The sequence below is a fragment of the Micromonospora thermarum genome, from assembly GCF_012034245.1.
Lineage (GTDB): Bacteria > Actinomycetota > Actinomycetes > Mycobacteriales > Micromonosporaceae > Micromonospora > Micromonospora thermarum.
The window spans coordinates 86965-106311 of the sequence record NZ_JAATEO010000006.1 but is presented as its reverse complement, the minus strand read 5'-3'; the positions used below and the strand labels follow the sequence as shown (position 1 = coordinate 106311).

The following is a 19347-nucleotide window of genomic DNA, read 5'->3' as shown; positions in this document are numbered from 1 at the left end:
TCACTTCACCACCAGGGCGCCGTCGTTGATGTCGACCTGCCCGTTCTGCATGACAATGGTCGCGCCGGACCCGTTGTCGATCCGCACGCCGTCGTCATCGAGCGTGATGACCGGGCCCGCCGAGCAGGTGACGGTCAGCGCGCCCTCCTCGTCGGACAGTTCGAGCCGGTGCCCGCCCGGGGTGAGCAGGACGACCGTGTTCGGCCCGGCACCCTCCACCGCCTGTCCGGCGCTCCAGTTCGCACCCGACCAGACCGGTTGCGCGGAGAGGTCGCCGCGCGGCCACTGCACCAGCACGGCCGCGCCGACCGGGGGGACCAACGCGAAGCCGCACCCATCCCCCGCGTACGGCAGCGCGGGCAGGCACCATCCGGTCGGGCCGTCGAGCAGCTCCGGGACGTTCACCTTGATCCGGCACTTCTTCTCCGGGTCGTCGTTGTCGTGCACCGTGCCGGGGAACAGCCCGACGTGGCCGGCGCTCACAGCGCCACCCCCGCGGCGAGGGCGGCCAGCCCGCCGGCACCTGCCGGGCCGCTGCCCAGGGCGTTGCGGATCAGGCCCAGCGCCTGGCTGTGCCCGCCGGCGGTGATCGTGTGCCGCACCGACTTCACCAGCCACAGCCCGTCCAGCGTCGGGCCGAGCCCGGCGACCGTGATGGTGCGGCGGGCGCGGACCAGCGGCATGTCGGGGGCGGTCAGCGTGGTGGACAGCGACGCGCCGAACGCGCTGCGCTCGGCCATCGCCGTGGCGGTCGTCCGGGCGTCCAGCACACTGATGCCGGCCGCGGCGTGGGTACGGATCAGGGTGGCCCCGCCGAGCGACCGCGGGCCCATCGCGTGCCCGGTGCCCGGGTCGCTGGCCACGTCGGTGTCGGTGGTGCCCGGGACGGTCCGGGTCAGGTGCACCTCCTGGCCGGCGAGCAGCTGCACCGACGCGGTGGCCCGGCCGCCGAGTTCGCCGTAGCCCAGCCGGATCGTGGTCTGCGCCGCCGCCGTCGGGTCGATCCGCTTGAACACCCCGGTGACCACCCCGCCGATCGACTCGACGTGCAGGTCGAACCCGTTGCGCCCGGCCAGGCCCCGCAGGAAGGCCCAGTCGGTGGCGCTCTGCTGCGGCGAGTAGGTGGCCGAGTCCGTCCCGGCCGGGGTCGACTCGACCTGCGCGGCCAGACCGTACTGCGTGAACAGCGTCTGCGCGATCGTCGAGTCGGTGGTGTCCTGCCACAGCCGCTGCACGTCGCGGCGGTCCATCTCGACGCTGCGGTCCATCCCCTCCACGGTCAACGTGGACAGGCCGCCGGGAGCGAAGTTCCAGTTCGCGCTCACGCTGCGCGCGTCGATCTCGTAGCTGGTCCCGCCCCGGCTCACCCGCACGGTGAACGGGGTGACCGGCGCGACCAGCGCGTCCAGCGAACTGTTCCACGCGCTGCTGTTGTCGGTGTCCATCGCGACGGTGACGCTGGCCTTGTCCGGGCTGCCGAGCGACTCCTCGACACTGACGCTCTGCACCAGCTCCAGCTGGTGCGCGGTCAGCGGCGTCCCGTCGACCGTGATCACGGTGCGCGTCTCAGGCATCGGGCACCGCCAGCATCGTCCCCGGCTCCTCCAGGGTGAGCGCGTCGGCGGCCGGGTTGGCGTCGGCGATCACCCACCACCGGGTGCTGTCGTTCAACGCCGCCGCCGCGAGCAGATCGAGCCGGTCGCCGGCGCGGACGGGGTACACCACGTCGGTCCTCGGCGCGACGCTGATCCGCGGCGTCGACATCGGCCGCGTCGTGCCGTCGTCCTGCGCCACGTCCAGCTGCGGCTGGTCCGCGTACCGGCCGGTCACAGCATCAACTCCACGCCCTGCGCGATGCCGACGGTGGCACTGGCGGTGCGTACCGCCTGGTAGGCCGTCGCCAGCACGTTCGCCAGCTTCAGGTCCGGGCTGAGGTCCCGGCTGCGCAGCACGGTCAGCGACAGGTCCACGGTGGCCTGCACGGGCTGCAACAACGCGTCGAAGCCGGTCTCGTGGATGGTGCAGCTGTCCACCCGGACCGGGACGATCCGCTCCAGGCTCCAGGCGAGTACCACCAGCGGCAGCGACGGCGCGGGCACCGGCGCGGCGCCACCGCCGCCGCCGAGTGCGCCGCTGATCGCTCCGACCAGCGCGGCCAACCCGCCGCCGCCCGGCTCGAGCAGCCCTTCGATGGTCGCCAGCAGCGGTCCGATGCCGAGCGACCCGGTGATCGGCTTGTCGATCGCGTCCAGCGCGTCGAGCTCGATCTTCAACGTGTACGACTCCACCGGCGGTCCGCCCACCCGGAGCCCCGACCCCCCGGACGTGCCGGACTGCACCCGCAGCACCCGGGTCACCTCGGCCGGGTTGTACTGAAACGGCACCAGGCTCGGCACCATGCCCGCCACCGGGTCGGAGAAGGACAGCAGCATCCCGCGCATCAACATGGCCTGCTCCTGGGTCCGTGGTCGGTGCCCGTGACGTGGTCGGCGACGGCTCGCGCGACGGCCGCCTCCGGCCCGTCCGGCCAGGCCCGGCCGGCCAACGCGGCCTCGATGGCGGCGCGCAGCAGACCCGGTTCGGGCGGCTGGTCGACGTTCACGTGGATGTCGGTCACCGGGGCCTCCGGGCGGTGGGTGGACGGCGGCTCTTCTCCAGTTCGCGGCGGACGGCGGCGTGCAGGTGCTCGGCTCGCACGTCCGTGCCCGCGGCGATGGCGCTGACCGTGGCGGCCAGCGCGGCGGCCCGGATGGTGGCCCCGGACAGCTCCTCGCGGGCGACCGCCGCGGTGTCGACGTGGGGCAGGTGGCGGCGCCAGATCCGTTCCCGCTCGCCGTGGTCGGGCAGGTCGAACCGGACGGCGAGCCGGATCCGACGGGCGAACGCCTCGTCCAGCGCGGACGGGCGGTTGCTGGTCAGCACGACCACGCCGGCGTGCACCTCGATGCGCTGCAACAGGTGGTCGATCTCCAGGTTGGCGTAGCGGTCCCGGGCGTCGGTGACGTCGCCCCGCTTGCCGAACAGCCCGTCCGCCTCGTCGAAGAGCAGCACCGCGCCGGCCGCCGCCGCGTCGCGCAGCACGGTGTCGAGATTGCGTTGGGTCTCTCCCAGCCACTTCGTCACCACCCGGGCCAGGTCGACGGTCCACAGGTCGCGGTCGATCGCCGCGGCGACCGCCTCGGCGGCGGCGGTCTTGCCGGTGCCGGACGGTCCGTGGAACAGCGCGATGACGGCCCGGCCGCGCCGGCCGGTCAGCCTCAGCCGGTCGTGCGCGGCGGGGGAGTGGCGGGCGTGCGCGACCACGTCCCGCACCGCGGCGAGGGTCGCCGGGGGGAGGACGAGGTCGTCGAGCGTGGTCGTCGGCGGCAGCCGGCGGGCGAGCCCGCCCGGGTCGTGGCGGGGCTGGGACCGCAGCGCGGCGCTCACGTCCCGGGCCGTCGCGGTCCGGCCGTCCACGGCCGCCGCCACGCGGGCGCGCCCCACCACGGCGGCGATCGTCGGCTCGGCCAGCGGCAGCCGTCCGACCAGGTCGGCCAGCTCGTCCGGGTTCACGGCGACGCCGGCCTGCCGCAGCGCGCGCCGCCAGACCTGTTCGGCTACGGCCAGCGGCGGCGCGGCCAGCTCGACGAGGTGCCACCCCGGCGGACCCGGCTCGTCCGCGCCGCCCAGCGCGAGAACCGTCCCGTCCGGCGGCGCGTCGCCCGGCTCGAGGAGGACCGCGGGCAGCTCGTGCCGGAGGTGCAGCAGCAGCCGGGCGACCGCCGGCGGCCGTACCCCGGGAGCCGGTGCGATGCCGAGCTGCGCTGCCACGGCGTCACGCACCGGCGCACGGTCGTCGGGCACCTCGCAGCGGACCAGCACCGGGACGCCCGCGTCGAGCAGCGCGGCGACCCGCGTCGCGGCGGCCGCCACCCGCGGCGCGACCGCGCCCGGGGCGGGTGGTGCGGGGCGCTGGCCGGCGATCGCGGCGACGGTGGTGGTGGGCAGCCGGATCGGGGCGTCGGGGTCGACCACGACGTCCAGCAGCCCGCGGCGGACCAGCGGGTGGGTGGCGCCCACGGTCAGCGGTACGGTCACGCCCACACCGGCGAAGACGTGCGCGAGCAGGCCGAGGCTCGGCCAGCGGCGGCCGGCGTCGTCGTGCACGCAGCCGCAGACGATCGCCACCTGCGGCTCGACCGCCGCCCACCAGGCCACCGCGAGTACCGCCTCGGCGGCGGCGTCGATGCCGGTGACCCGGACCAGCTCGGCGAACTCGCCCTCGGTCGGCAGCGGCAGTAGCGCGACGCGGGGGTGCGGGTCGACGACACCGACGGCGGCGACCGCGCGGGCCGCGTCGTCCAGCGTCGGGTCGGCCCACGCCGCGCGGTAGCGGCGCAGCACGTCGGCGGCGCCGGAGACGAAGAGGTGCCGCCAGGCGAGCAGGCGCGGATCGGTCAGCGCCGAGGGAGTCCCCCGGGCGGGCGCCTCGACCGTCGCGATGCTCACGGTGCCACCGCCAGGTCCGTCGCCGGCCCGGCGACCGTGCCGCACCGCAGGCTCACCGGGACCGTCGCGCCGAGGGAGTCGGGCGGCAGGGCGGGCACGACGACCTGGATCGAGGTCGCCGACAGTGCGGTGTACGGCACCGCCCGCCCGGCGAAGAACGCCTGACCGCCGTCGGTGACGTGCCGCACCGTCAGCGTCGCCATGTCGCCGGAGGCCAGCGGCGCGGCGGCGGACACGACGACCGGCACCACCGTCACCGTCGCGTGCCCGCTGCCGGCCGCCAGCCCGTCGGCGAGGTTGGTGACCGTGAGGGGCCGGGTACCCGGGACGAGTTCACCGTTGGGCAGGTGCACGGTGAGGCCGCCCGGTGCCGGGCCGGCGGTGAGCCGCCACGGCCCGGTGCTGTGCGTGGTGGCCGGGTCGGGACGCCCGTCGGTGGGGTCGTCCGGATCGCCGGGTAACCGGCCCAACGTCACCTGGCGCAGGTCGGTCACGCCGTGCGCCCGTATGGTCAGAGCCTGGTCGAACCAGGCCACTGCCGGCCGGACGTCGTCGACGACCGGCGCAGGCGACGGCGCCACGCCGACCCGGCGGGCGCGCACCGGCGGCCCCGGCGCGTACGCCGTCAGCGCCGGCACGGTGACCAGGCTGACCTGGTAGCCGATCGACAGCCGCAGGGCGTGCGAGCCGGTGTTCCACAGCGCGGTGATCGTCTCCATCGGCACCTGCTCGATGGTGATCCGCAGGGGTTCGACCATGCCGTCCAGCGCGGCCGCGACGTCGGTGACGGAGCGGTCGGGACCGGTCGCGACCGGGGTGTCCGCGCCGAAGATCCCGTTCTCGTGCAGCGCCGACATGAGCGCGGAGAGGGCGGCGTGCACCACGTCGTCCTCGGTGCCGCTCTCGGTCAGCTCACCGGCGTCGGCGGTGAGCAGGTAGTGCAGCGTGAGCGCGAGCGGCGGCCGGCCGCGCCGGGTCCGCCAGCCGTGCTGCGGCGACTCCATGTTGGCGTACGCGGGCGCCGGCTCGATCCGGTAGAGGAACCAGTTGAGCCGGGGTCCGTCGACGGGGCGGTCGAGCGGCCCGACGCTGACCCCGACCGGCGTGGCCAGTCCCTTCAGTGCCTCGGTGGTCAGCACACGGAGCACCTCGTCCACGCCGGCCAGCACGGGCGGGCCGGGGCTGAACAGGCTCACCAGCCACCCCCTCGCCGGGCGGTGACGCCCCCTTCGAGCGCGCGGCAGCCGCTGAACGGGTCGATCTCGGCGGGCGGCGGGGCGACCTGGATCTCGATGCGTCCGATCTGTACCGGTGGCACGGGGGCGGGTTTCGCCGTCTCGCGCGGCGCCGGGGCGTCGACCGGCGGCGTCGCGCGGTCCGACGCCGGCGTGCCCGGCCTGGGTGCCGCCGGGACGGGCGTGGGGGTGGTGGGGTCGGTCGGCGCCGCCGCGACGTCGGGCGTGCGGGTCGACGCGGCGGGCCCGGCACTCGGCGGCGCCGGCGCGGCGCCGCCCTCCGGTTGGTACGGCCAGCCGGCGACAACGGGTCGGGCGGGCGCGCCGGTGGGCGGCGCGGCCGGGAACCCCTCGGCGTCCGCGACGGTGGCACCGACGACCGACACCGGCGCGGTCGGCGGCTCGCCGACGGGATCGGCGGCTGTCCAGGCGGTCGCGCCCGGAGACGGCAGCCCGACCTGGGCGGCCGGCGGAGACCGTCGTGCCGGGGACGACAGGGGTGGGGTCGGGGCCGGCGTGCCCGGGCGCGGCACGGCGGGCCGGCCGGGCGACGGCGTTCCCGCCGGGTGGTGGCCGTTCGGCGACTCGACCGGGTGGTGATCGTTCGGGGCCGGCGGGATGTCGCGGGACGGGTGGGGGACCGGCGGCGCCGCGCGGGACGGGTGGGGGACCGGCGGTACGGCCACGGTCGGGAGTGCCGTCCCGGGGTCGTGCAGGTGGGCGGCGAGCGGCGAGTCGGCGGTGACCGGGGGCCGGGTGGCGCGGGCGACCAGCCGCGCGACGGCCGGCGGCACGCTCACGGCGTCGTCTCCGCGACCAGGGCGGCCAGTCGGCGACGGCGCTCGTCCGGCAGCGATTCGATCACCGCGAGGTCCCAGCCGTACCGGGAGGCGAGCAGGTGCACCTCCCGGTCGATGTCGACCCGTAGGCCGCTGAGCGCCCGCAGCACCAGGGCGACCACGTCGACGTCCACCTCCAGCGGCCCACCGCAGTCGCAGCACGACGAACGCAGCGGCCCGCACAGCGACCCCTCGACGCGGGCCAGGTCGTCGAGCGTGGCGCCCTCGCCGACCCGGCACAGCGCGAGCAGTCGGTGCGGGTCGCCCGCGGCGGCGAGCAGGTCCGCGTAGCTGGGCTCGCGGACGCCGACCCCGGGCGAGCACCACGCGCTGCGCGGGTGGTGCTCGCCGACGTCGGCCCGGCCGAGCTGCAGGGTGGTCAGCGCACCGCAGGCCGGGCAGGCGACGGTGAGTTCGAGGGGACGACCCACCGCCCGCTCGTGCACCGTGAGCAGCTGCCGGTCGGCGGTGCCGGTCGGCAGGTACGCCGGGTCGGGCTCGGGTGCGGCGGCGCGCAGCACGGCGACGGCCTGCGCGAGGAGACCGTCGCCGTCGTCGAGCGCGGCGACCAGCCGCGCCAGACCGGGTGCCGCCGACATGACCGGGCCTTCCTCAGACACTCTGCTCGGCGGGCTCGGTGACCGACGTGTCGCGCTCCCAACCCTCCAGCTCCAGCTTGATGCTCTGGATGGCGACCACTGCCGTGGCGGCGTCCAGCGCGGGCAGTGCCTGGTACTCGGAGACCCAGCAGCGGAACAGTTTGTAGCTGAGCACCTTCTGGTTCGCCTCGTTGAACACGTCGACGATGAGGTCCTTGCGGAAGTCCCGCAAGGAGATGCCCGGCTGGCGCAGGCTGGAGACCTTGTTCGCCCAGGCTTCGAAGGCGAGGTCGTGCGTGACGCCGCGTTCCAGGGTGACCGCGTCGTACGTGGTCAGGCCGGGACTCTTGCGGTCGTGGCCGGGGTCACCGCCGACCCGGTGCGTGACCGGCGCCGTCGACCGCTTCAGCGGGGACATCTTCGACAACCCCGCCACGTACACGCCGTCCCAGCGGACGCGGAACATGTGGCTCTTGTACGGGTCGAAGCGTGTGGGGTTCACGCTGAACTCGGCCATGTCACTCTCCTGCCTGGCTCAGCTGGGTGATGGTGATGATCACGAACTCGGCGGGCTTGAGCGGGGCGAACCCGACCACGACGTTGACCCGGCCGTTGTCGATCTCGGTCTGCGGGTTGACCGACGAGTCGCAGACGACGAAGAAGCTGTCCGACTCGGCGTGCTTCTCGGACTGCTGGAACGCGCCCTGCCGGAACAGCCCGCGCATGAAGCCCCCCACCGCCAGGCGCAGCTGCGCCCAGAGGTCCGGGTCGTTCGGTTCGAAGACGGCGAACTGCGTTCCCAGGTAGAGGCTGGCCGAGATGTAGTCGGTGAGCCGGCGGACCGGGACGTACTTGGAGTCGCTGGAGAGAACGTCGCTGCCGGCGAGGGTCCGGGCGCCCCACACCACCATGCCGACGCCGGGGAAGGTGCGTAGCACGTTGAGCCCGAGCGGGTTCAGCGCGCCGGAGACGTCGTCGTTGGTCGGCGCGGTGAGCCCGACCGCGCCGGCGATGCCGGCCTCCAGCCCGGCCGGGGCCTTCCACACCCCGCGCGACGCGTCGGTGCGGGCCATGATCCCGGCGACCGCGCCGCTGGGACCCCACCCGTCCGCGCCACCGTCGACGGTGACCAGCCGGGGCCAGTAGACCGCGCCGTGGGCGCCCTGCGCCCGCAGCAGGTTCGCGGCGGTCTTCAGCTGCGCCGGGTTCAGCCCGGGCGCCGGGTCGATCACCAGGAACGCGTTCTGCCGGCGGCAGTAGTCCAGCGCCGTGGTGATCGCGGCGGCGTCCGCGGTCGTCACGCCCGGCAGGCAGAGCAGGTTGAACCGGGGAAAGTCCAACGTGTCCAGGGCGAGCAGGCCCTGGCCGACGGTGGCCGACACGATCTCGTTCGCGCCGACGGTCGCCCCGTCGGAGCCACCCGCCAGTGGCGCCGCCGCGGCGACGGCCGGCCGGTACGGCGCGCTCGCACTCACCTCGACGCCGCCGCGGGCCACGCCCAGGCCGAGGTCGGCCGACGCGTCGTTCAGCCCGCTCAGCCCGACCACGACGGCGCTGTTCAGGTCGCTGGTCTTGCTGGTCAGCACGAGCTTGCCGCCGGAAACGCTGGCGGTCACCGGCCAGATCGAACCGGGCGCGTTGATGTGGTCGCGGACCTGCGCGAGGGTGTGCGAGACGGGCGGGTCCTCGGTCGGGAAGAGGACGTAGTCGTTCGCCGGGCCCTGGTCGACGGAGAGCCGCAACGCCTTGCCGGTCACCGTGACGTTGGCCGGGCTCAGCGCCCCGGTCGACGTCCCGGCCGAGGGCGCCGGCGCCGGCGTGCCGGTGACCTGGGCGGTTACCAGGGTGCTGGCGTTGAGCACCGACACCACGTAACGGGTGCTGGCGGGGGACATCGACAGCTCCCGCCAGACCTCCTTGACGGTCACCGTCGCCGGCCCGCCGCCGGCGCCGGGCGTCCACTCGGTGAGCTCCAGGTTGAACCGGTCGGACGGGAAGTCGTCGGCCGCCTGCACCTGGGCGAAGAGGCCGGTCTGCGCGGTCGTCCCGGCGCCGCTGCCGTTCGCGTACGCCCCGCGCGAGCGGGCCGTGAGGGTCACCGTCAGCCCGTTCACGGCGGGCAGGGCCAGTGTCGCCGCGGCCGCGCCCGCCCCGAGCGCCCGGACCACGACGGCCTGGGCGCCGCCGTTGACGAAGAACTGCCCGACGGCGTGACCCATCGGGTGCGCGGTGTCCATCACGTCGCCGAACCGCCGTAGGTAGTCGGCGAAGCTGGACACCGGCACGGGGGTGTCGCCCGGGCCCTTGCGGGCGGCGCCGACGAACGCGGTCAACGACGTCGACACACCGGTGATCGCGTGGCTGCCGGACGGACGTTCGAGGACGTACACGCCGGGGTATGTCGTCTGCACGCTCATGGGCGGATTCTCGTCGGCGATCGTCGTCGGCCCGTCTCCCGATCGTGGCCGGGCCGTCGCGCGCGCGTTGTCGGCGCGTCTCCGCGGACGCACGCGCCGAGCTTCGACGGACAGCGAGCATCCCGGGTCGGGACGGTACGCCGAGCCGGCGACGGCCGAAAGGGCAGGAAGGATCGACCGCGTGGTCGAGGGAAGGATCAGCCGGGCGGGTGCGCGTGGGTCAGCTGGCCACGTCGGGCAGCATCTCCTGGAGCTGGCGGCTGGGTCGCAGCTGCAACTCGTCCCACAACAGGTCCCGGAAGCGGATGTACTGGCGGACCGCCTCCGCCGTGTTGCCTTCGGCGAGGTGAGCGGCGATCACGATCCGTTGGGCGCTCTCCCGCAACTGGTCGAGGCCCACCGCGGCGAGCGCGGCCACCAGGGCGGTCGCGGTACGGCCGGCGTTCAGGTCGTTGCGCGCCAGTGCCTCCAGCGTGTGCAGCCGCACCTGGCGCAGCGACTCGCGGTGACCGTCCAGCCAGTCGTACGACCACTCCGGCAGCAGGTCGCCCTCCAGGAGGCGTACCGCCTGCCGGTTCACTCCCGGGTCGCTCTCGGAGACCGCCTCGGAGAGCCGGTAGATTTCGTGCAGGTCGACCTCGGTGCCCCGGGCCAGCCCGATGTGCTGGTTCTCCTGCTCCAGCAACCCGGACACGTGCCGGTTGAGCCGCCACAGCGCCTGCCGCAGCGACGCGTGCGCGTCGCGCTCGCTGCGCTCCGGCCACAGTGTTCCGGCCAGGGTGGTCCGAGGGCGGGGTTGGTCGGCGACGGCCAGGCAGCCGATCAACCGTTGACTGCCCTCGGACAGCGCGACGAACCGTCCGTCGACCAGCACGCGGAAGCGGTGCAGTACCTCGACGCGCACGTGCCGGGCTTGAGTTACCGATGTACCACCCACCGGCCCTCCCGCCAGTGCCGCTTCCAAACGCCGCGCACCCGGGACACGGCCACGTCGTGGCGTGACCAGCACGGGTGCTCGGGCTACGACCGGAGCTGAGAGACGCTTCGCGATCTTTCTGAGGGCATCTTGGCAGGCCCGACAGCGGCCGGGCGAGGGTGTGTAAGAAAGCCGATGCAAGCTTTCCGTGGCTCGGGCTGTCCGCAGAGACGGTCCGCAACTACGTGTGACCGCCCGGGGTCCGGCTAAGGCTGTACCTCGAGCACGTACTCGACCCAGACCTGGAATCGCCGGCCCTGCCTCGGATGACGAGTTGGTGCTCTCCGGCTTCCGGGGGCGGGAGGGCGATCCACAGGCCGCACGCCACGCCCGGGAAGGGGCCGCCCTCGGAGTCGAAGAGCGGGCTTCCGGCCGCGACATCGAACCGGACCCGCTCGCTGGTGAGTTTCTCCGGTGTCACCCGTTCCCGGCCATCACCGCCAGCCGTCCGCGGCCTCGAGAAAGTCGTCGTAGTCGGCCTCGTCGGTGGTGACCTGGTTGACAAGTGGGGCGACGATCGGCCGGCCCGCCGGCAGGGTGCAGCGCCGCGTCACGCGACCGCCGAAGGTGCCGGCGGCGAACCATACGTCGGCGCGCTGGTTGCGGGCGCAGTGGTCGCCGAGGCGGTCGGCGACCGGGTTCGTGGCAGTCGGCTCCGCAGCGGCCCACGTCCACCACCGCTGCTGGGTCAGCGGCGGAATCTCCTCCGACTCCCGCGCGGATCGCGAGGTGCCCGCCGTGCCGGCCGGACCGTCGGTGGCACGGCTGTCGGTGAGGTGGGGGAGTCGTCGCGGTCGGGGGACGTGCAGCCGGACAATGCGAGCAGCGCCCCGCAGCTTGTCGCGCCGATCCGGCTGATGATCTTCAAAGTCACGGCCGGCAGCCAACGCGCCGCACGCCTCGTCTGCCGCCCTGCTACATCGCCCACCAGGGCAGAGCGTGGTGCGGACAGGGCGGGGTAGCAAGGCTTGGTCGTAGAGGGCGAACCGGGTGATGGCCCCCTCACTCAAATCCGGGTGTCCGACGGGATCAAGACCGCTGTCGCCCGGTAAGGCCGGCCCGGCGGCAGCCGTCTCGGCCTGCCTACGGGCCTCAGTGACGTTTTCACGCGGTTCGTCGCCTGCATCGATGACCCCAGTACCGACCGGCCGTCAACGACGGCTGGTGATTCCAAGGAGACACGTCATGCAGGAGCTTACGTTCGTCCGCCCCAACCGCTGCGACAACAGTGGTCCCAACTGCGTGGAGGTTGCCGTCGATACGAAGCAGAACCGGATCGTGCGCAACTCGCAGCAGCCGCACATGCAGGTCGTGTTCAACGCGCAGGAGTGGGACGCGTTCGTCGCCAGCGTCCGCGCCGGTCAAGACTTCTGACAGCTCTGCGGTGAGGAAGAGGCAGGCCCCCGAACCTAGGGGTCAGGCCTCTTTCGGACTCCACTGGGCGACGTCGGAGGGGGAGAGTGTCTGGCGTGGGCGATAGCGTCACCGCCATGAGCGTGCTCGACCGCCGCGCCCTCAACCGGGCGCTTCTGGCCCGCCAGCTCCTGCTGCAGCGGCACGACATGCCGGTCGCCGACGCCCTCGAGCACCTGGTGGGGTTGCAGGCGCAGGAGCCACTGGAGCCGTACGTCGGGTTGTGGAGCCGGCTGGCCGGCTTCCAGCCGCCGGCGCTGGCCGAGCTGCTGTTGAACCGCCGGGCGGTCCGCACGCTGCTGATGCGCCGCACCCTGCACCTGGTGACCGCGCGCGACTGCCTCGCGCTGCGGCCCGTGCACCACGCCATGCTGGTCTCACGCATGTGGTCGACGTTGCGCCGGGTGCTGCCCGGTGTCGACCTCGACGAGCTGGCGACACTGGGCCGGCCGCTGTTCGAGGAGCGGCCGCGCATGCTGACCGAGGCGGCCCGCGCGATCGCCGACCGCTGGCCGGGGGTGGAGCCGCGTTCGCTGGGTGACGCGCTCAGCACACTCGTGCCCCTCGTGCAGGTGCCACCCCGCGGTGTCTGGGGCGAGCGCGGCGCCGCGTACAACACGACGATCGAGGCGTGGCTGGGCCGCCCGCTGGAGCCGGAGTCGCCGGCCAGCGTCGACGCGCTGGTCCTGCGCTACCTCGCCGCCTACGGCCCGGCGGCCAGCGCTGACATCCGCGCCTGGTCGGGGCTGAGCGGGCTGCGGGAGTCCGTCCAACGGTTGCGACCGCGGTTGCGGACGTTCCGCGACGGGCGCGGCCGCGAACTGCTCGACGTGCCCGACGGAGCGCTGCCCGACCCGGAGACCCCGGCTCCGCCGCGCTTCCTGCCGGCGTTCGACAACGCGGTGCTGGGCTACGACGACCGCAGCCGTGTCATCGACACCGAGCATCGCGGGTTGAGCGTCACGGGTGCCCGGTTCCTGCTGGTCGACGGCCGGGTCGCGGGCACCTGGGCGGTCACCGCCGACGACAGCGCGGCGACGTTGCGGATCACGCCGCTGCGCGCGCTCACGACGGGCGAGCGCGACGCCGTCGTCGCCGAGGGCGAGAGCCTGCTGACCATGTTTCAGCCCGAGGCACGGCGCACCAACCACGTCTTGATCACGGACGCTTGACGCGGGTGCCTGTCGTAGCCGCCTGAGAGGGGCCAGGCATGGAGATGACGTTGCAACTGGTGATCGACTGCAACGGCCCCCGTCTTCTGGTCCCCTTCTGGGCAGAAGCGCTGGGATACGTGCCCGAGGCGCCACCGGGCGGCCACGAGACGTGGCGGGACTACTGGGTCGACATGGGCGTGCCCGAGGACGAGTTGCCCCCTGGCGCCGGGGAACTGTCGGAGTCCATCGTCGATCCCGCAGGACGGGGGCCGCGGATCTGGTTCCAGCAGGTGCCGGAGGAGAAACGTGATGAACCAAGAACCGGTATCAGGTTCCCGGTGGGTGGCTGTGCAGCGGGAAGGCGATCTCGACCACGAGGCGGCCCTCTGGACGTGAGTAGGCGTTGAGCCCCCGCATCCGCGGCCGGCAGGATAATGCGGGCAGCGTTGCCGCTCGGAACACCGAATCACTAGGGTGCCGTTGTGCGACTGATAGTCGCCGCCAGCGTTCGGAGCCGTCCTGCTCATCGCTGGGTGGTTCGACGTACTGTGGGCACAGAACGCGATGTTCGACCTGCAGGCGTTACCGTGCAGTGCGGACGCCGACCGACACGTGCTGCCCGCGCTCGCAAATCTCTACACGGCCGGGCACTACGGCGTCCAACTAGTCGCCACCTCACCCCGGCTATAGACACTCACGAGGAATGCCGGGCAGGTGGATCGGGCGCAGGCCCAAACGCCACCAGCTATTAATCACCGCCGGGACCAGCGGGTACGTCCTCCGGGGTCACTGTCACCCGCGCCCGCTATCTCCAGCCGGGCGGAATCGCGCTGCCGTCAGCGAGCGTGGCGGCTCGCGGTCGCACCGCCCGGCTGCGGGGTGCCTTGATAGCGCCAAGCCCGCGTCTGGCCCGGCGTACATCGAGATGCCTGAGGGCCTGAACACCGCGTCCGCCGGGTCGGCGACTCGGCCCGGCAGGCTCGCATCGCGGCAAAGTTCCTGCTGGACAAGACGGTCTGAATGCCTGCACGGCCCGGCAGCGTAGCGAACACGTCCGCCGGCGGCGGATGGTCCCTTGAGGTCGAGCCCGGTAGGTCAGGACCAGCCCGCCCGCGCGGTGAGCGCTCGTAACCTCGTTAGGTGCGTAGAAAGGTCAGCAGTTCGGCGTTGAAGACGTCGGCATGGGTGACGTTGAGGCCGTGCGGCGCGTCGGGCACGACGACCCGCCTGCTCTCCTTGATGGCTTCGGCGGTGCGCCGGCCGCTTACTTCGAACGGCACGATGGCGTCGGAGTCGCCGTGGATCACCAGCGTCGGGATGGTGAACGCCTGCAGGTCCTGCCGGAAATCGGTCTTGCTGAACGCGGTCGTGCAGTCCAGCGTGCCCTTCGGCGAGGCGCCGGCGGCGATGGCGACATTGGCCAGCCGCAACGATTCGCTGACCAGGTCGGTGCGGCCGCGCACAGCGAAGAAGTTCGTCACGAACTGGTCCACGAAGGCAAACCGGTCCGCTCGGATGCCGTCGTGGAACGCGGTGAGCGTCGCGTCGTCGATTCCGCCGTCGGGGTTGTCGTTGGTCTTGTACAGGTAAGGCGGGATCGCTGCCGCGAACACTGCCCTGGTGACTCGGTCGGTGCCGTACCGGCCGACGTAGCGGGCCACTTCGCCGCCGCCCATCGAGAAGCCGACCAACGCCACGTCCGTCAGATCCAGGTGTTCCAGAAGGGTGTGCAGGTCGGCGGCGAAGGTGTCATAGTCGTACCCCTCCCACGGTCGGGAGGAGGCACCGAACCCGCGGCGGTCGTACGCGATGACGCGGTAACCGTCGTCGACCAGGGCGGGCACCTGCTTCTCCCAGGAGCGCCCGCTCAGCGGCCACCCATGTATCAACACCACTGGCCGTCCGGAACCGTAGTCCTCGTAGTACAGCTGAATCGGGGCGCCGTTCTCCTCGCCCACCGCTACGTGTGCCATGCCATGCTCCTCAAGGCGAGTGCAACCAAGACTGTGCTCAGGCCGCTGCTCGACGAGGGCACCGGCGGCGGCCGAGGCGATGACGCTCGCCGCAGGCCCGTCCAGCGGGCTCAAGACAGGCACCATCAGAAATGACGCTACCGCCGACGCGGCGATGGGGATGGGCGAACGGGCTATCCGCACGCCCACGCCGCTGCGAAGGCGTTCACCAACGTACGGGGTAAGGTTGCCCAAGGCGACCGCAAAGATCACCGACGACCTGGACGTGCTGCTGGCCTTCTACGACTACCCGGCGGAGCACTGGATCCAGTTGCGCACCTCGAACCCGATCGAGTCGACCTTCGCCACGGTGCGCACACCGCACCCGTGTCACCAAAGGCCCGGGCAGCCGCGCCGCCGGGCTGGCCATGGCGTTCAAGCTCATCGAGCCCGCCCAACAACGCTGGCGGGCAGTCAACGCACCGCACCTGGTCGCCCTGGTCCGCGTCGGCGCCACCTTCCGCGACGGGCACCTCTTCGAACGACCCGCCGACGCGGTGGCAGCATGACGCCCCAACCCGCCGGCACCAGCCGCAGCCCCCCGCAGTCAGGCGCCTGATCACGCCGATCGCCGGCCTCGTCCTCAACGAACTCACCGTTACGGACACGTCTACCTATTACCGCGTCCTGACCGCAACCGTGCCCGCCTCAGCCGCTACGGCGACTACCAGGACGAGGCCAACGCCACCGAAGCATGGGTCACCGACCACCTCGGCCAACCCGCGCCGGACCGGTTCGGCATCTGGCTCCGAAAGCGGTGTACGACCAGCAGGATCTGCGGGTCGGCGGCGGAACAGCCGAGGTAGGCGGCATTGCCGGCATGCCACCCAACGAGCCGGCTTGGCGTTCTACGGGGACACAGCTCTGCCAGGAGCGGTTCTTGGTTCTCCGTGGTTGCCCTTGATGATATGCGACAAGGTGTCCGATTATTCGGATATGCCACCGAGGGGAAACCTGGCGAACCGACAACCGGTCGGCTACTGGCGGCCACGCGATGACTGTCCAACATGGATCGCACCACCGCCCAGCCGGTTCCGATTGGCGGCATGGGCGCCGATGCGCCGTTTCGCCGCCGGGGCCAGCCTGAGCCGATCGACTCGGGCGACCTGCTCGGGCTGGGCCCCGGCGGCGAGGGCTCACAAGCCGATATCGGCCAGCCACTGGCCAGGAGTCCGGGGAGTCACGCCGAGCAATTTCTGGGCTGAGCGTTCGGGTGCGATCGAGCGGTCCGGGAGCGCGGCCATGGCACGGTAGCTGTCGGCGATGTCTGCGGCGGGTCCTTCCCCGATCATGGGGATGAGGAACGCGCGGAACGCCGTGGGATCCAACGCCTCGTAGGCCACGTCGCGGCCGAGCCGGGTACCGAACGCTTCGGCCAGGTCCGGTCCGGTGATCGCCGGGTACTGCCCGACGGAGACCACGCCGCTCACCTCCGGCTGCTCGAACAACGCGACCGCGACGTCGGCGATGTCCAGATGTGAGGCCCACGAGACGCGGAAGTCGGCTGGCAGCGGGTAGCGCAGCACACCCTGCTCGCGGACCGCCGCGATGAGATCCGGCATCAGCAGGTTCTCCAGGAACAGCTCCGGCGCGATCGCCGCATAGGACACTCCGCTGTCGGCCAGTCCGCGGAACAGGGTCACGACTGCACCCCGCGCGGGATCGTCGTCGTCGCCGCTGCCGAGGGCATAACCGCTGGTGGAGAACACGACTCGTGCTGGCTGGGCCGCACGGACGGCGGCGACGATGTTGCGCGCATAGGCCCGACGGGCTTCCTCGGTGGTCACCGGCAGGTGTACGAACACCCCAGCAGCGTCCCGGTACAGCTCGGTCAAGTCCGCCGCGGAGGAGTAGTCGATGGCCGCCACTCGCGCCCCGGGTACGGCAGCATCTGGGTTGCGGGTCAGACCGACCACGGGCTTGCCTGCGGCGGTGAGAGCGGAGGCCACGGGGGTGCCTTGGGCGCCGGTGGCGCCATGAATCACGTAGGTCATGACCCCATTAGTGCACAGGATGCACCGGTTACTTCAACTGCACTAATGGGGTATGGTCGTGAGATGACCGTCACATGCCTGCCCGAGTGCGGTGTCGCCCGGTTCCTCGCTTTGCTCAACGGGCCGTGGGCCACCCTGATCGTGCGTGAACTGCTGCCCGGCCCCCGCCGCTTCACCGAACTGCGCGAGGCCCTGCCCGGCATCAGCCCGCACACCCTGACCAGCCGGCTGCGTCAGTTCGAGACCTACGGCATCGTCATCCGCACCACCTACCCCGAAATCCCTCCACGTGTCGAGTACCGGTTGACCGCCGCTGGCCAGCGGCTGCGCGAGGTACTCGACGCCATGGCCGCCTGGGCAACCTCCATCCCGGACCCCGAATCTCACAGCGTCTCGTCAGCCGCGACCCAGAACGCTGCCGACGCCAGCACCGCGCACATCGGCTGACAGGAGCCTTGCGCGTCGGTTGTTGGTTCGCTGAGCTCGCCTCCTGACACCTAGGGAAAGATCTCCTATTCTTCCGCTTTGAGGCCGAGGGGAAACCTGACGAACCAAAAACCGATGTCGCCGGTGCCCGGCCGTAGCTTGCACACGGTCGATCCTGTTACGGTGCTGCCTTGCCAGGCCGCCTAACCAGTTGGCCTAAGAGCTGTCCACGCAGGCACCGCGCCGCCCACACACTGGCCGCCGCCGCTTCCGGGCATCGCCAACCTTTCACAACATCATCCTCGCTGGTTGACCGCCGGCCTGATGGGGAGAAGTAGCTCCGCGCCGAAGACGTGCGCGACGGAGGCGTATGGGTGAGCGTTGACGCGAACCGCTGGGACATTCCCGGCAAACTTGTCAAACCCGGCGAAGCACCACCAGATGTCCCCAACCGAAGGCCGGGGGGTGAAAGTCAGGTGGTGCGCCGGTAGCTGGCCCATTGGCCTGTCCAGAGCGCCAAGTCATGCATCCACCCCTGCGCGCTCTGCTGTGACTTGGCCGACCACTTCTCAGCGTTCCTTGAGGCGAACTCGTCCAGTACGCCGCTCGGCGTTCCCGCCCACGCGGGAAACTGCGCCATCCACGCCTCAGCCTGTTGTGGCGTGTGCCCGCAGCCGATCAACCATTGGATGAGTAGCGCGAGTTCAACCCAAGGAGCCGCCTCGGTTGCCCAGGCCCAATCAACGATCCGGAGGCCGCGGCCCGTCACAATCAGATTGGCGGGGTTCAGGTCGGAGTGTACGAACATCCGACCTTCCATCGCTGGGATGGTGAACCCGAGCCGGGACGCAGGTGTGAACCACGTCCCCTCTGGTGCTGGGGTTTCTTGAAGGCCCTTCAACGTCACCGCAAGCAGGTCTAGGCCGGCGCCACCGGGGGACAGGTCGGGGTGGGGGCCGTCCAGGTGTTCGACCCCCACCACCAACCATCCATCGGATTCGAAATGCCACAGCACGTCGGGCGGATACCAGTCGACCGAGCTGGTTGCCGCCAGCTCGTAGCGCAGCGACCGGACGCTCAGCTCGGAGGAAGCCGCCTTGACGAAGACCTTCCCGGTGGAGCCGGTGACGGTCGACGCGATCTCCGCGTGATTGCCACGCGGAGCCGGGCACACGTCGATGATGCCGCCGACTCGTTCGGCTATCTCCGCTGTGACGGTTTCGGGCAGAGCTGTCCAGTCACTACGCATGGATCACCTTCGCTGTTACTTGGCGACGCCGGGCACGGGCGGGTTGGGCGGGCAGCAGGACTCCGCCTCACCGTGCCAGAACTCCATGTCGACCCGGTAGCCGGTGGCGTGCAGCGCCGCGAGCGTGAAGGTCACGGCGGTGCCGTCCATCATCCCCTCGGTGAGGATGGGGATGTGGTGGACGAAGCCGCCCGCGATCTGCTCGCAGGCGGCGGCGTAGGGCACGGTGTGCTGCAACACGGAGTGCCACACCGCGTCCACCGGAGGGTCGGCACGACGCGGCCGATCGACCCGTCCGGCAGCGGCATCCCGAAGTCCGGGTTGTTCACGTTGTCGGCGTGCGCCTTGAGGAACACGAGGAACTGCTCGACGGCTCGTTCCGCGTAGGCGCGGGTGACGTGCCGGTCGGCGGCGAAGTAGTCGACCAGCTTGCCGAACGTCTCGGGGTCGACGAGGGTTCGGGGGTCTGCGGCGACCGTGGATCGGTCTACGGTGATGCTCACGACTTCTCCTTCATCCTGTGGCCAGCCGGGGGTGCACACGGC

The 19347-nt window shown here is 71.9% G+C and carries 21 protein-coding genes and 1 pseudogene; 5 read left to right on the top strand and 17 right to left on the bottom strand.

What is annotated here, in order from left to right; all coding sequences use genetic code 11:
- From HCJ94_RS07850 to HCJ94_RS07790, 13 genes are all read right to left on the bottom strand, one after another.
- Window positions 1-483, bottom strand: coding sequence for a phage baseplate assembly protein V (locus HCJ94_RS07850; protein WP_168000298.1), 483 nt, complete (start codon window positions 481-483; stop codon window positions 1-3).
- Complete coding sequence (locus HCJ94_RS07845) at window positions 480-1574, bottom strand: phage late control D family protein (protein WP_168000297.1); 1095 nt, start codon at window positions 1572-1574, stop codon at window positions 480-482. The genes HCJ94_RS07850 and HCJ94_RS07845 overlap by 4 nt, the downstream gene beginning before the upstream one ends.
- Entirely contained in the window at window positions 1567-1830 is a 264-nt protein-coding gene (locus tag HCJ94_RS07840; protein ID WP_168000296.1) for a hypothetical protein, read from the bottom strand. Before HCJ94_RS07840 ends, HCJ94_RS07845 begins: the two co-directional genes overlap by 8 nt.
- On the bottom strand, window positions 1827-2447 hold the full coding sequence (locus HCJ94_RS07835; protein WP_168000295.1) for a hypothetical protein: 621 nt from the start codon (window positions 2445-2447) through the stop codon (window positions 1827-1829). The genes HCJ94_RS07840 and HCJ94_RS07835 overlap by 4 nt, the downstream gene beginning before the upstream one ends.
- A complete protein-coding gene (locus tag HCJ94_RS07830; protein ID WP_168000294.1) occupies window positions 2441-2617 on the bottom strand; it encodes a hypothetical protein in 177 nt (58 codons plus the stop codon). Before HCJ94_RS07830 ends, HCJ94_RS07835 begins: the two co-directional genes overlap by 7 nt.
- The gene (locus HCJ94_RS31130) at window positions 2614-4488 is read right to left on the bottom strand and encodes an ATP-binding protein (RefSeq protein WP_168000293.1); all 1875 of its coding nucleotides are present in this window, start codon (window positions 4486-4488) and stop codon (window positions 2614-2616) included. Before HCJ94_RS31130 ends, HCJ94_RS07830 begins: the two co-directional genes overlap by 4 nt.
- Entirely contained in the window at window positions 4485-5684 is a 1200-nt protein-coding gene (locus HCJ94_RS07820; protein ID WP_168000292.1) for a Pvc16 family protein, read from the bottom strand. The genes HCJ94_RS31130 and HCJ94_RS07820 overlap by 4 nt, the downstream gene beginning before the upstream one ends.
- On the bottom strand, window positions 5681-6523 hold the full coding sequence (locus tag HCJ94_RS07815) for a hypothetical protein (RefSeq protein ID WP_168000291.1): 843 nt from the start codon (window positions 6521-6523) through the stop codon (window positions 5681-5683). The genes HCJ94_RS07820 and HCJ94_RS07815 overlap by 4 nt, the downstream gene beginning before the upstream one ends.
- The gene (locus HCJ94_RS07810; protein WP_168000290.1) at window positions 6520-7161 is read right to left on the bottom strand and encodes a hypothetical protein; all 642 of its coding nucleotides are present in this window, start codon (window positions 7159-7161) and stop codon (window positions 6520-6522) included. The genes HCJ94_RS07815 and HCJ94_RS07810 overlap by 4 nt, the downstream gene beginning before the upstream one ends.
- Window positions 7162-7174: 13 nt before the next feature.
- Window positions 7175-7678, bottom strand: coding sequence for a phage tail protein (locus HCJ94_RS07805; protein WP_111134925.1), 504 nt, complete (start codon window positions 7676-7678; stop codon window positions 7175-7177).
- Window position 7679: 1 nt separating this feature from the next.
- The gene (locus HCJ94_RS07800) at window positions 7680-9578 is read right to left on the bottom strand and encodes a phage tail sheath subtilisin-like domain-containing protein (protein ID WP_168000289.1); all 1899 of its coding nucleotides are present in this window, start codon (window positions 9576-9578) and stop codon (window positions 7680-7682) included.
- Window positions 9579-9798: 220 nt separating this feature from the next.
- Entirely contained in the window at window positions 9799-10482 is a 684-nt protein-coding gene (locus HCJ94_RS31125) for an AfsR/SARP family transcriptional regulator (protein WP_168000288.1), read from the bottom strand.
- 506 nt (window positions 10483-10988) lie between these two features.
- Complete coding sequence (locus tag HCJ94_RS07790) at window positions 10989-11441, bottom strand: hypothetical protein (RefSeq protein ID WP_168000287.1); 453 nt, start codon at window positions 11439-11441, stop codon at window positions 10989-10991.
- A gap of 298 nt (window positions 11442-11739) precedes the next feature.
- Between HCJ94_RS07790 and HCJ94_RS07785 the strand changes: the two genes are divergently transcribed.
- The 3 genes from HCJ94_RS07785 to HCJ94_RS07775 all read left to right on the top strand — a co-directional run bounded on the left by HCJ94_RS07785 (window position 11740) and on the right by HCJ94_RS07775 (window position 13528).
- The gene (locus HCJ94_RS07785) at window positions 11740-11928 is read left to right on the top strand and encodes a DUF397 domain-containing protein (RefSeq protein ID WP_168000286.1); all 189 of its coding nucleotides are present in this window, start codon (window positions 11740-11742) and stop codon (window positions 11926-11928) included.
- Window positions 11929-12044: 116 nt separating this feature from the next.
- The gene (locus tag HCJ94_RS07780; RefSeq protein WP_168000285.1) at window positions 12045-13139 is read left to right on the top strand and encodes a winged helix DNA-binding domain-containing protein; all 1095 of its coding nucleotides are present in this window, start codon (window positions 12045-12047) and stop codon (window positions 13137-13139) included.
- A 38-nt stretch (window positions 13140-13177) separates the two neighbouring features.
- Entirely contained in the window at window positions 13178-13528 is a 351-nt protein-coding gene (locus tag HCJ94_RS07775) for a VOC family protein (RefSeq protein WP_168000284.1), read from the top strand.
- A 729-nt stretch (window positions 13529-14257) separates the two neighbouring features.
- On the opposite strand, the gene HCJ94_RS07770 is transcribed toward HCJ94_RS07775, so the two are convergent.
- On the bottom strand, window positions 14258-15094 hold the full coding sequence (locus HCJ94_RS07770; RefSeq protein ID WP_168000361.1) for an alpha/beta fold hydrolase: 837 nt from the start codon (window positions 15092-15094) through the stop codon (window positions 14258-14260).
- A 214-nt stretch (window positions 15095-15308) separates the two neighbouring features.
- On the opposite strand from HCJ94_RS07770, the pseudogene HCJ94_RS07765 reads away from it, so the two are divergent.
- A pseudogene (locus HCJ94_RS07765) lies at window positions 15309-15642 on the top strand (transposase); the annotation flags it as partial.
- 627 nt (window positions 15643-16269) lie between these two features.
- On the opposite strand, the gene HCJ94_RS07760 reads toward HCJ94_RS07765, so the two are convergent.
- Window positions 16270-17127 carry an NmrA family NAD(P)-binding protein gene (locus HCJ94_RS07760; protein WP_168000283.1) on the bottom strand — a complete coding sequence of 286 codons (858 nt, stop codon included), beginning with the start codon at window positions 17125-17127 and terminating at the stop codon, window positions 16270-16272.
- A gap of 63 nt (window positions 17128-17190) precedes the next feature.
- Here HCJ94_RS07760 and HCJ94_RS07755 point away from each other — a divergent pair, with 63 nt between their 5' ends.
- On the top strand, window positions 17191-17574 hold the full coding sequence (locus HCJ94_RS07755; RefSeq protein WP_168000282.1) for a winged helix-turn-helix transcriptional regulator: 384 nt from the start codon (window positions 17191-17193) through the stop codon (window positions 17572-17574).
- 451 nt (window positions 17575-18025) lie between these two features.
- Here HCJ94_RS07755 and HCJ94_RS07750 read toward each other — a convergent pair whose 3' ends face one another.
- Together HCJ94_RS07750 and HCJ94_RS29560 are read right to left on the bottom strand one after the other, a co-directional pair.
- Window positions 18026-18802: a phosphotransferase gene (locus HCJ94_RS07750; protein WP_168000281.1), complete on the bottom strand. Its 777-nt coding sequence runs from the start codon at window positions 18800-18802 to the stop codon at window positions 18026-18028.
- Window positions 18803-18817: 15 nt separating this feature from the next.
- The gene (locus tag HCJ94_RS29560) at window positions 18818-19054 is read right to left on the bottom strand and encodes a glycine-rich domain-containing protein (protein WP_309227183.1); all 237 of its coding nucleotides are present in this window, start codon (window positions 19052-19054) and stop codon (window positions 18818-18820) included.
- Between the last annotated feature and the right edge of the window lie 293 nt (window positions 19055-19347).

Coding starts and splice junctions, on each gene's coding strand:
- HCJ94_RS07770 (WP_168000361.1), bottom strand. CDS start 15,094: ATGGCACACGTAGCGGTGGGCGAGGAGAACGGCGCCCCGATTCAGCTG.
- HCJ94_RS07845 (WP_168000297.1), bottom strand. CDS start 1,574: ATGCCTGAGACGCGCACCGTGATCACGGTCGACGGGACGCCGCTGACC.
- HCJ94_RS07800 (WP_168000289.1), bottom strand. CDS start 9,578: ATGAGCGTGCAGACGACATACCCCGGCGTGTACGTCCTCGAACGTCCG.
- HCJ94_RS07810 (WP_168000290.1), bottom strand. CDS start 7,161: ATGTCGGCGGCACCCGGTCTGGCGCGGCTGGTCGCCGCGCTCGACGAC.
- HCJ94_RS07805 (WP_111134925.1), bottom strand. CDS start 7,678: ATGGCCGAGTTCAGCGTGAACCCCACACGCTTCGACCCGTACAAGAGC.
- HCJ94_RS07750 (WP_168000281.1), bottom strand. CDS start 18,802: ATGCGTAGTGACTGGACAGCTCTGCCCGAAACCGTCACAGCGGAGATA.
- HCJ94_RS07755 (WP_168000282.1), top strand. CDS start 17,191: ATGACCGTCACATGCCTGCCCGAGTGCGGTGTCGCCCGGTTCCTCGCT.
- HCJ94_RS07835 (WP_168000295.1), bottom strand. CDS start 2,447: ATGTTGATGCGCGGGATGCTGCTGTCCTTCTCCGACCCGGTGGCGGGC.
- HCJ94_RS07760 (WP_168000283.1), bottom strand. CDS start 17,127: ATGACCTACGTGATTCATGGCGCCACCGGCGCCCAAGGCACCCCCGTG.
- HCJ94_RS07780 (WP_168000285.1), top strand. CDS start 12,045: ATGAGCGTGCTCGACCGCCGCGCCCTCAACCGGGCGCTTCTGGCCCGC.
- HCJ94_RS07775 (WP_168000284.1), top strand. CDS start 13,178: ATGGAGATGACGTTGCAACTGGTGATCGACTGCAACGGCCCCCGTCTT.
- HCJ94_RS07785 (WP_168000286.1), top strand. CDS start 11,740: ATGCAGGAGCTTACGTTCGTCCGCCCCAACCGCTGCGACAACAGTGGT.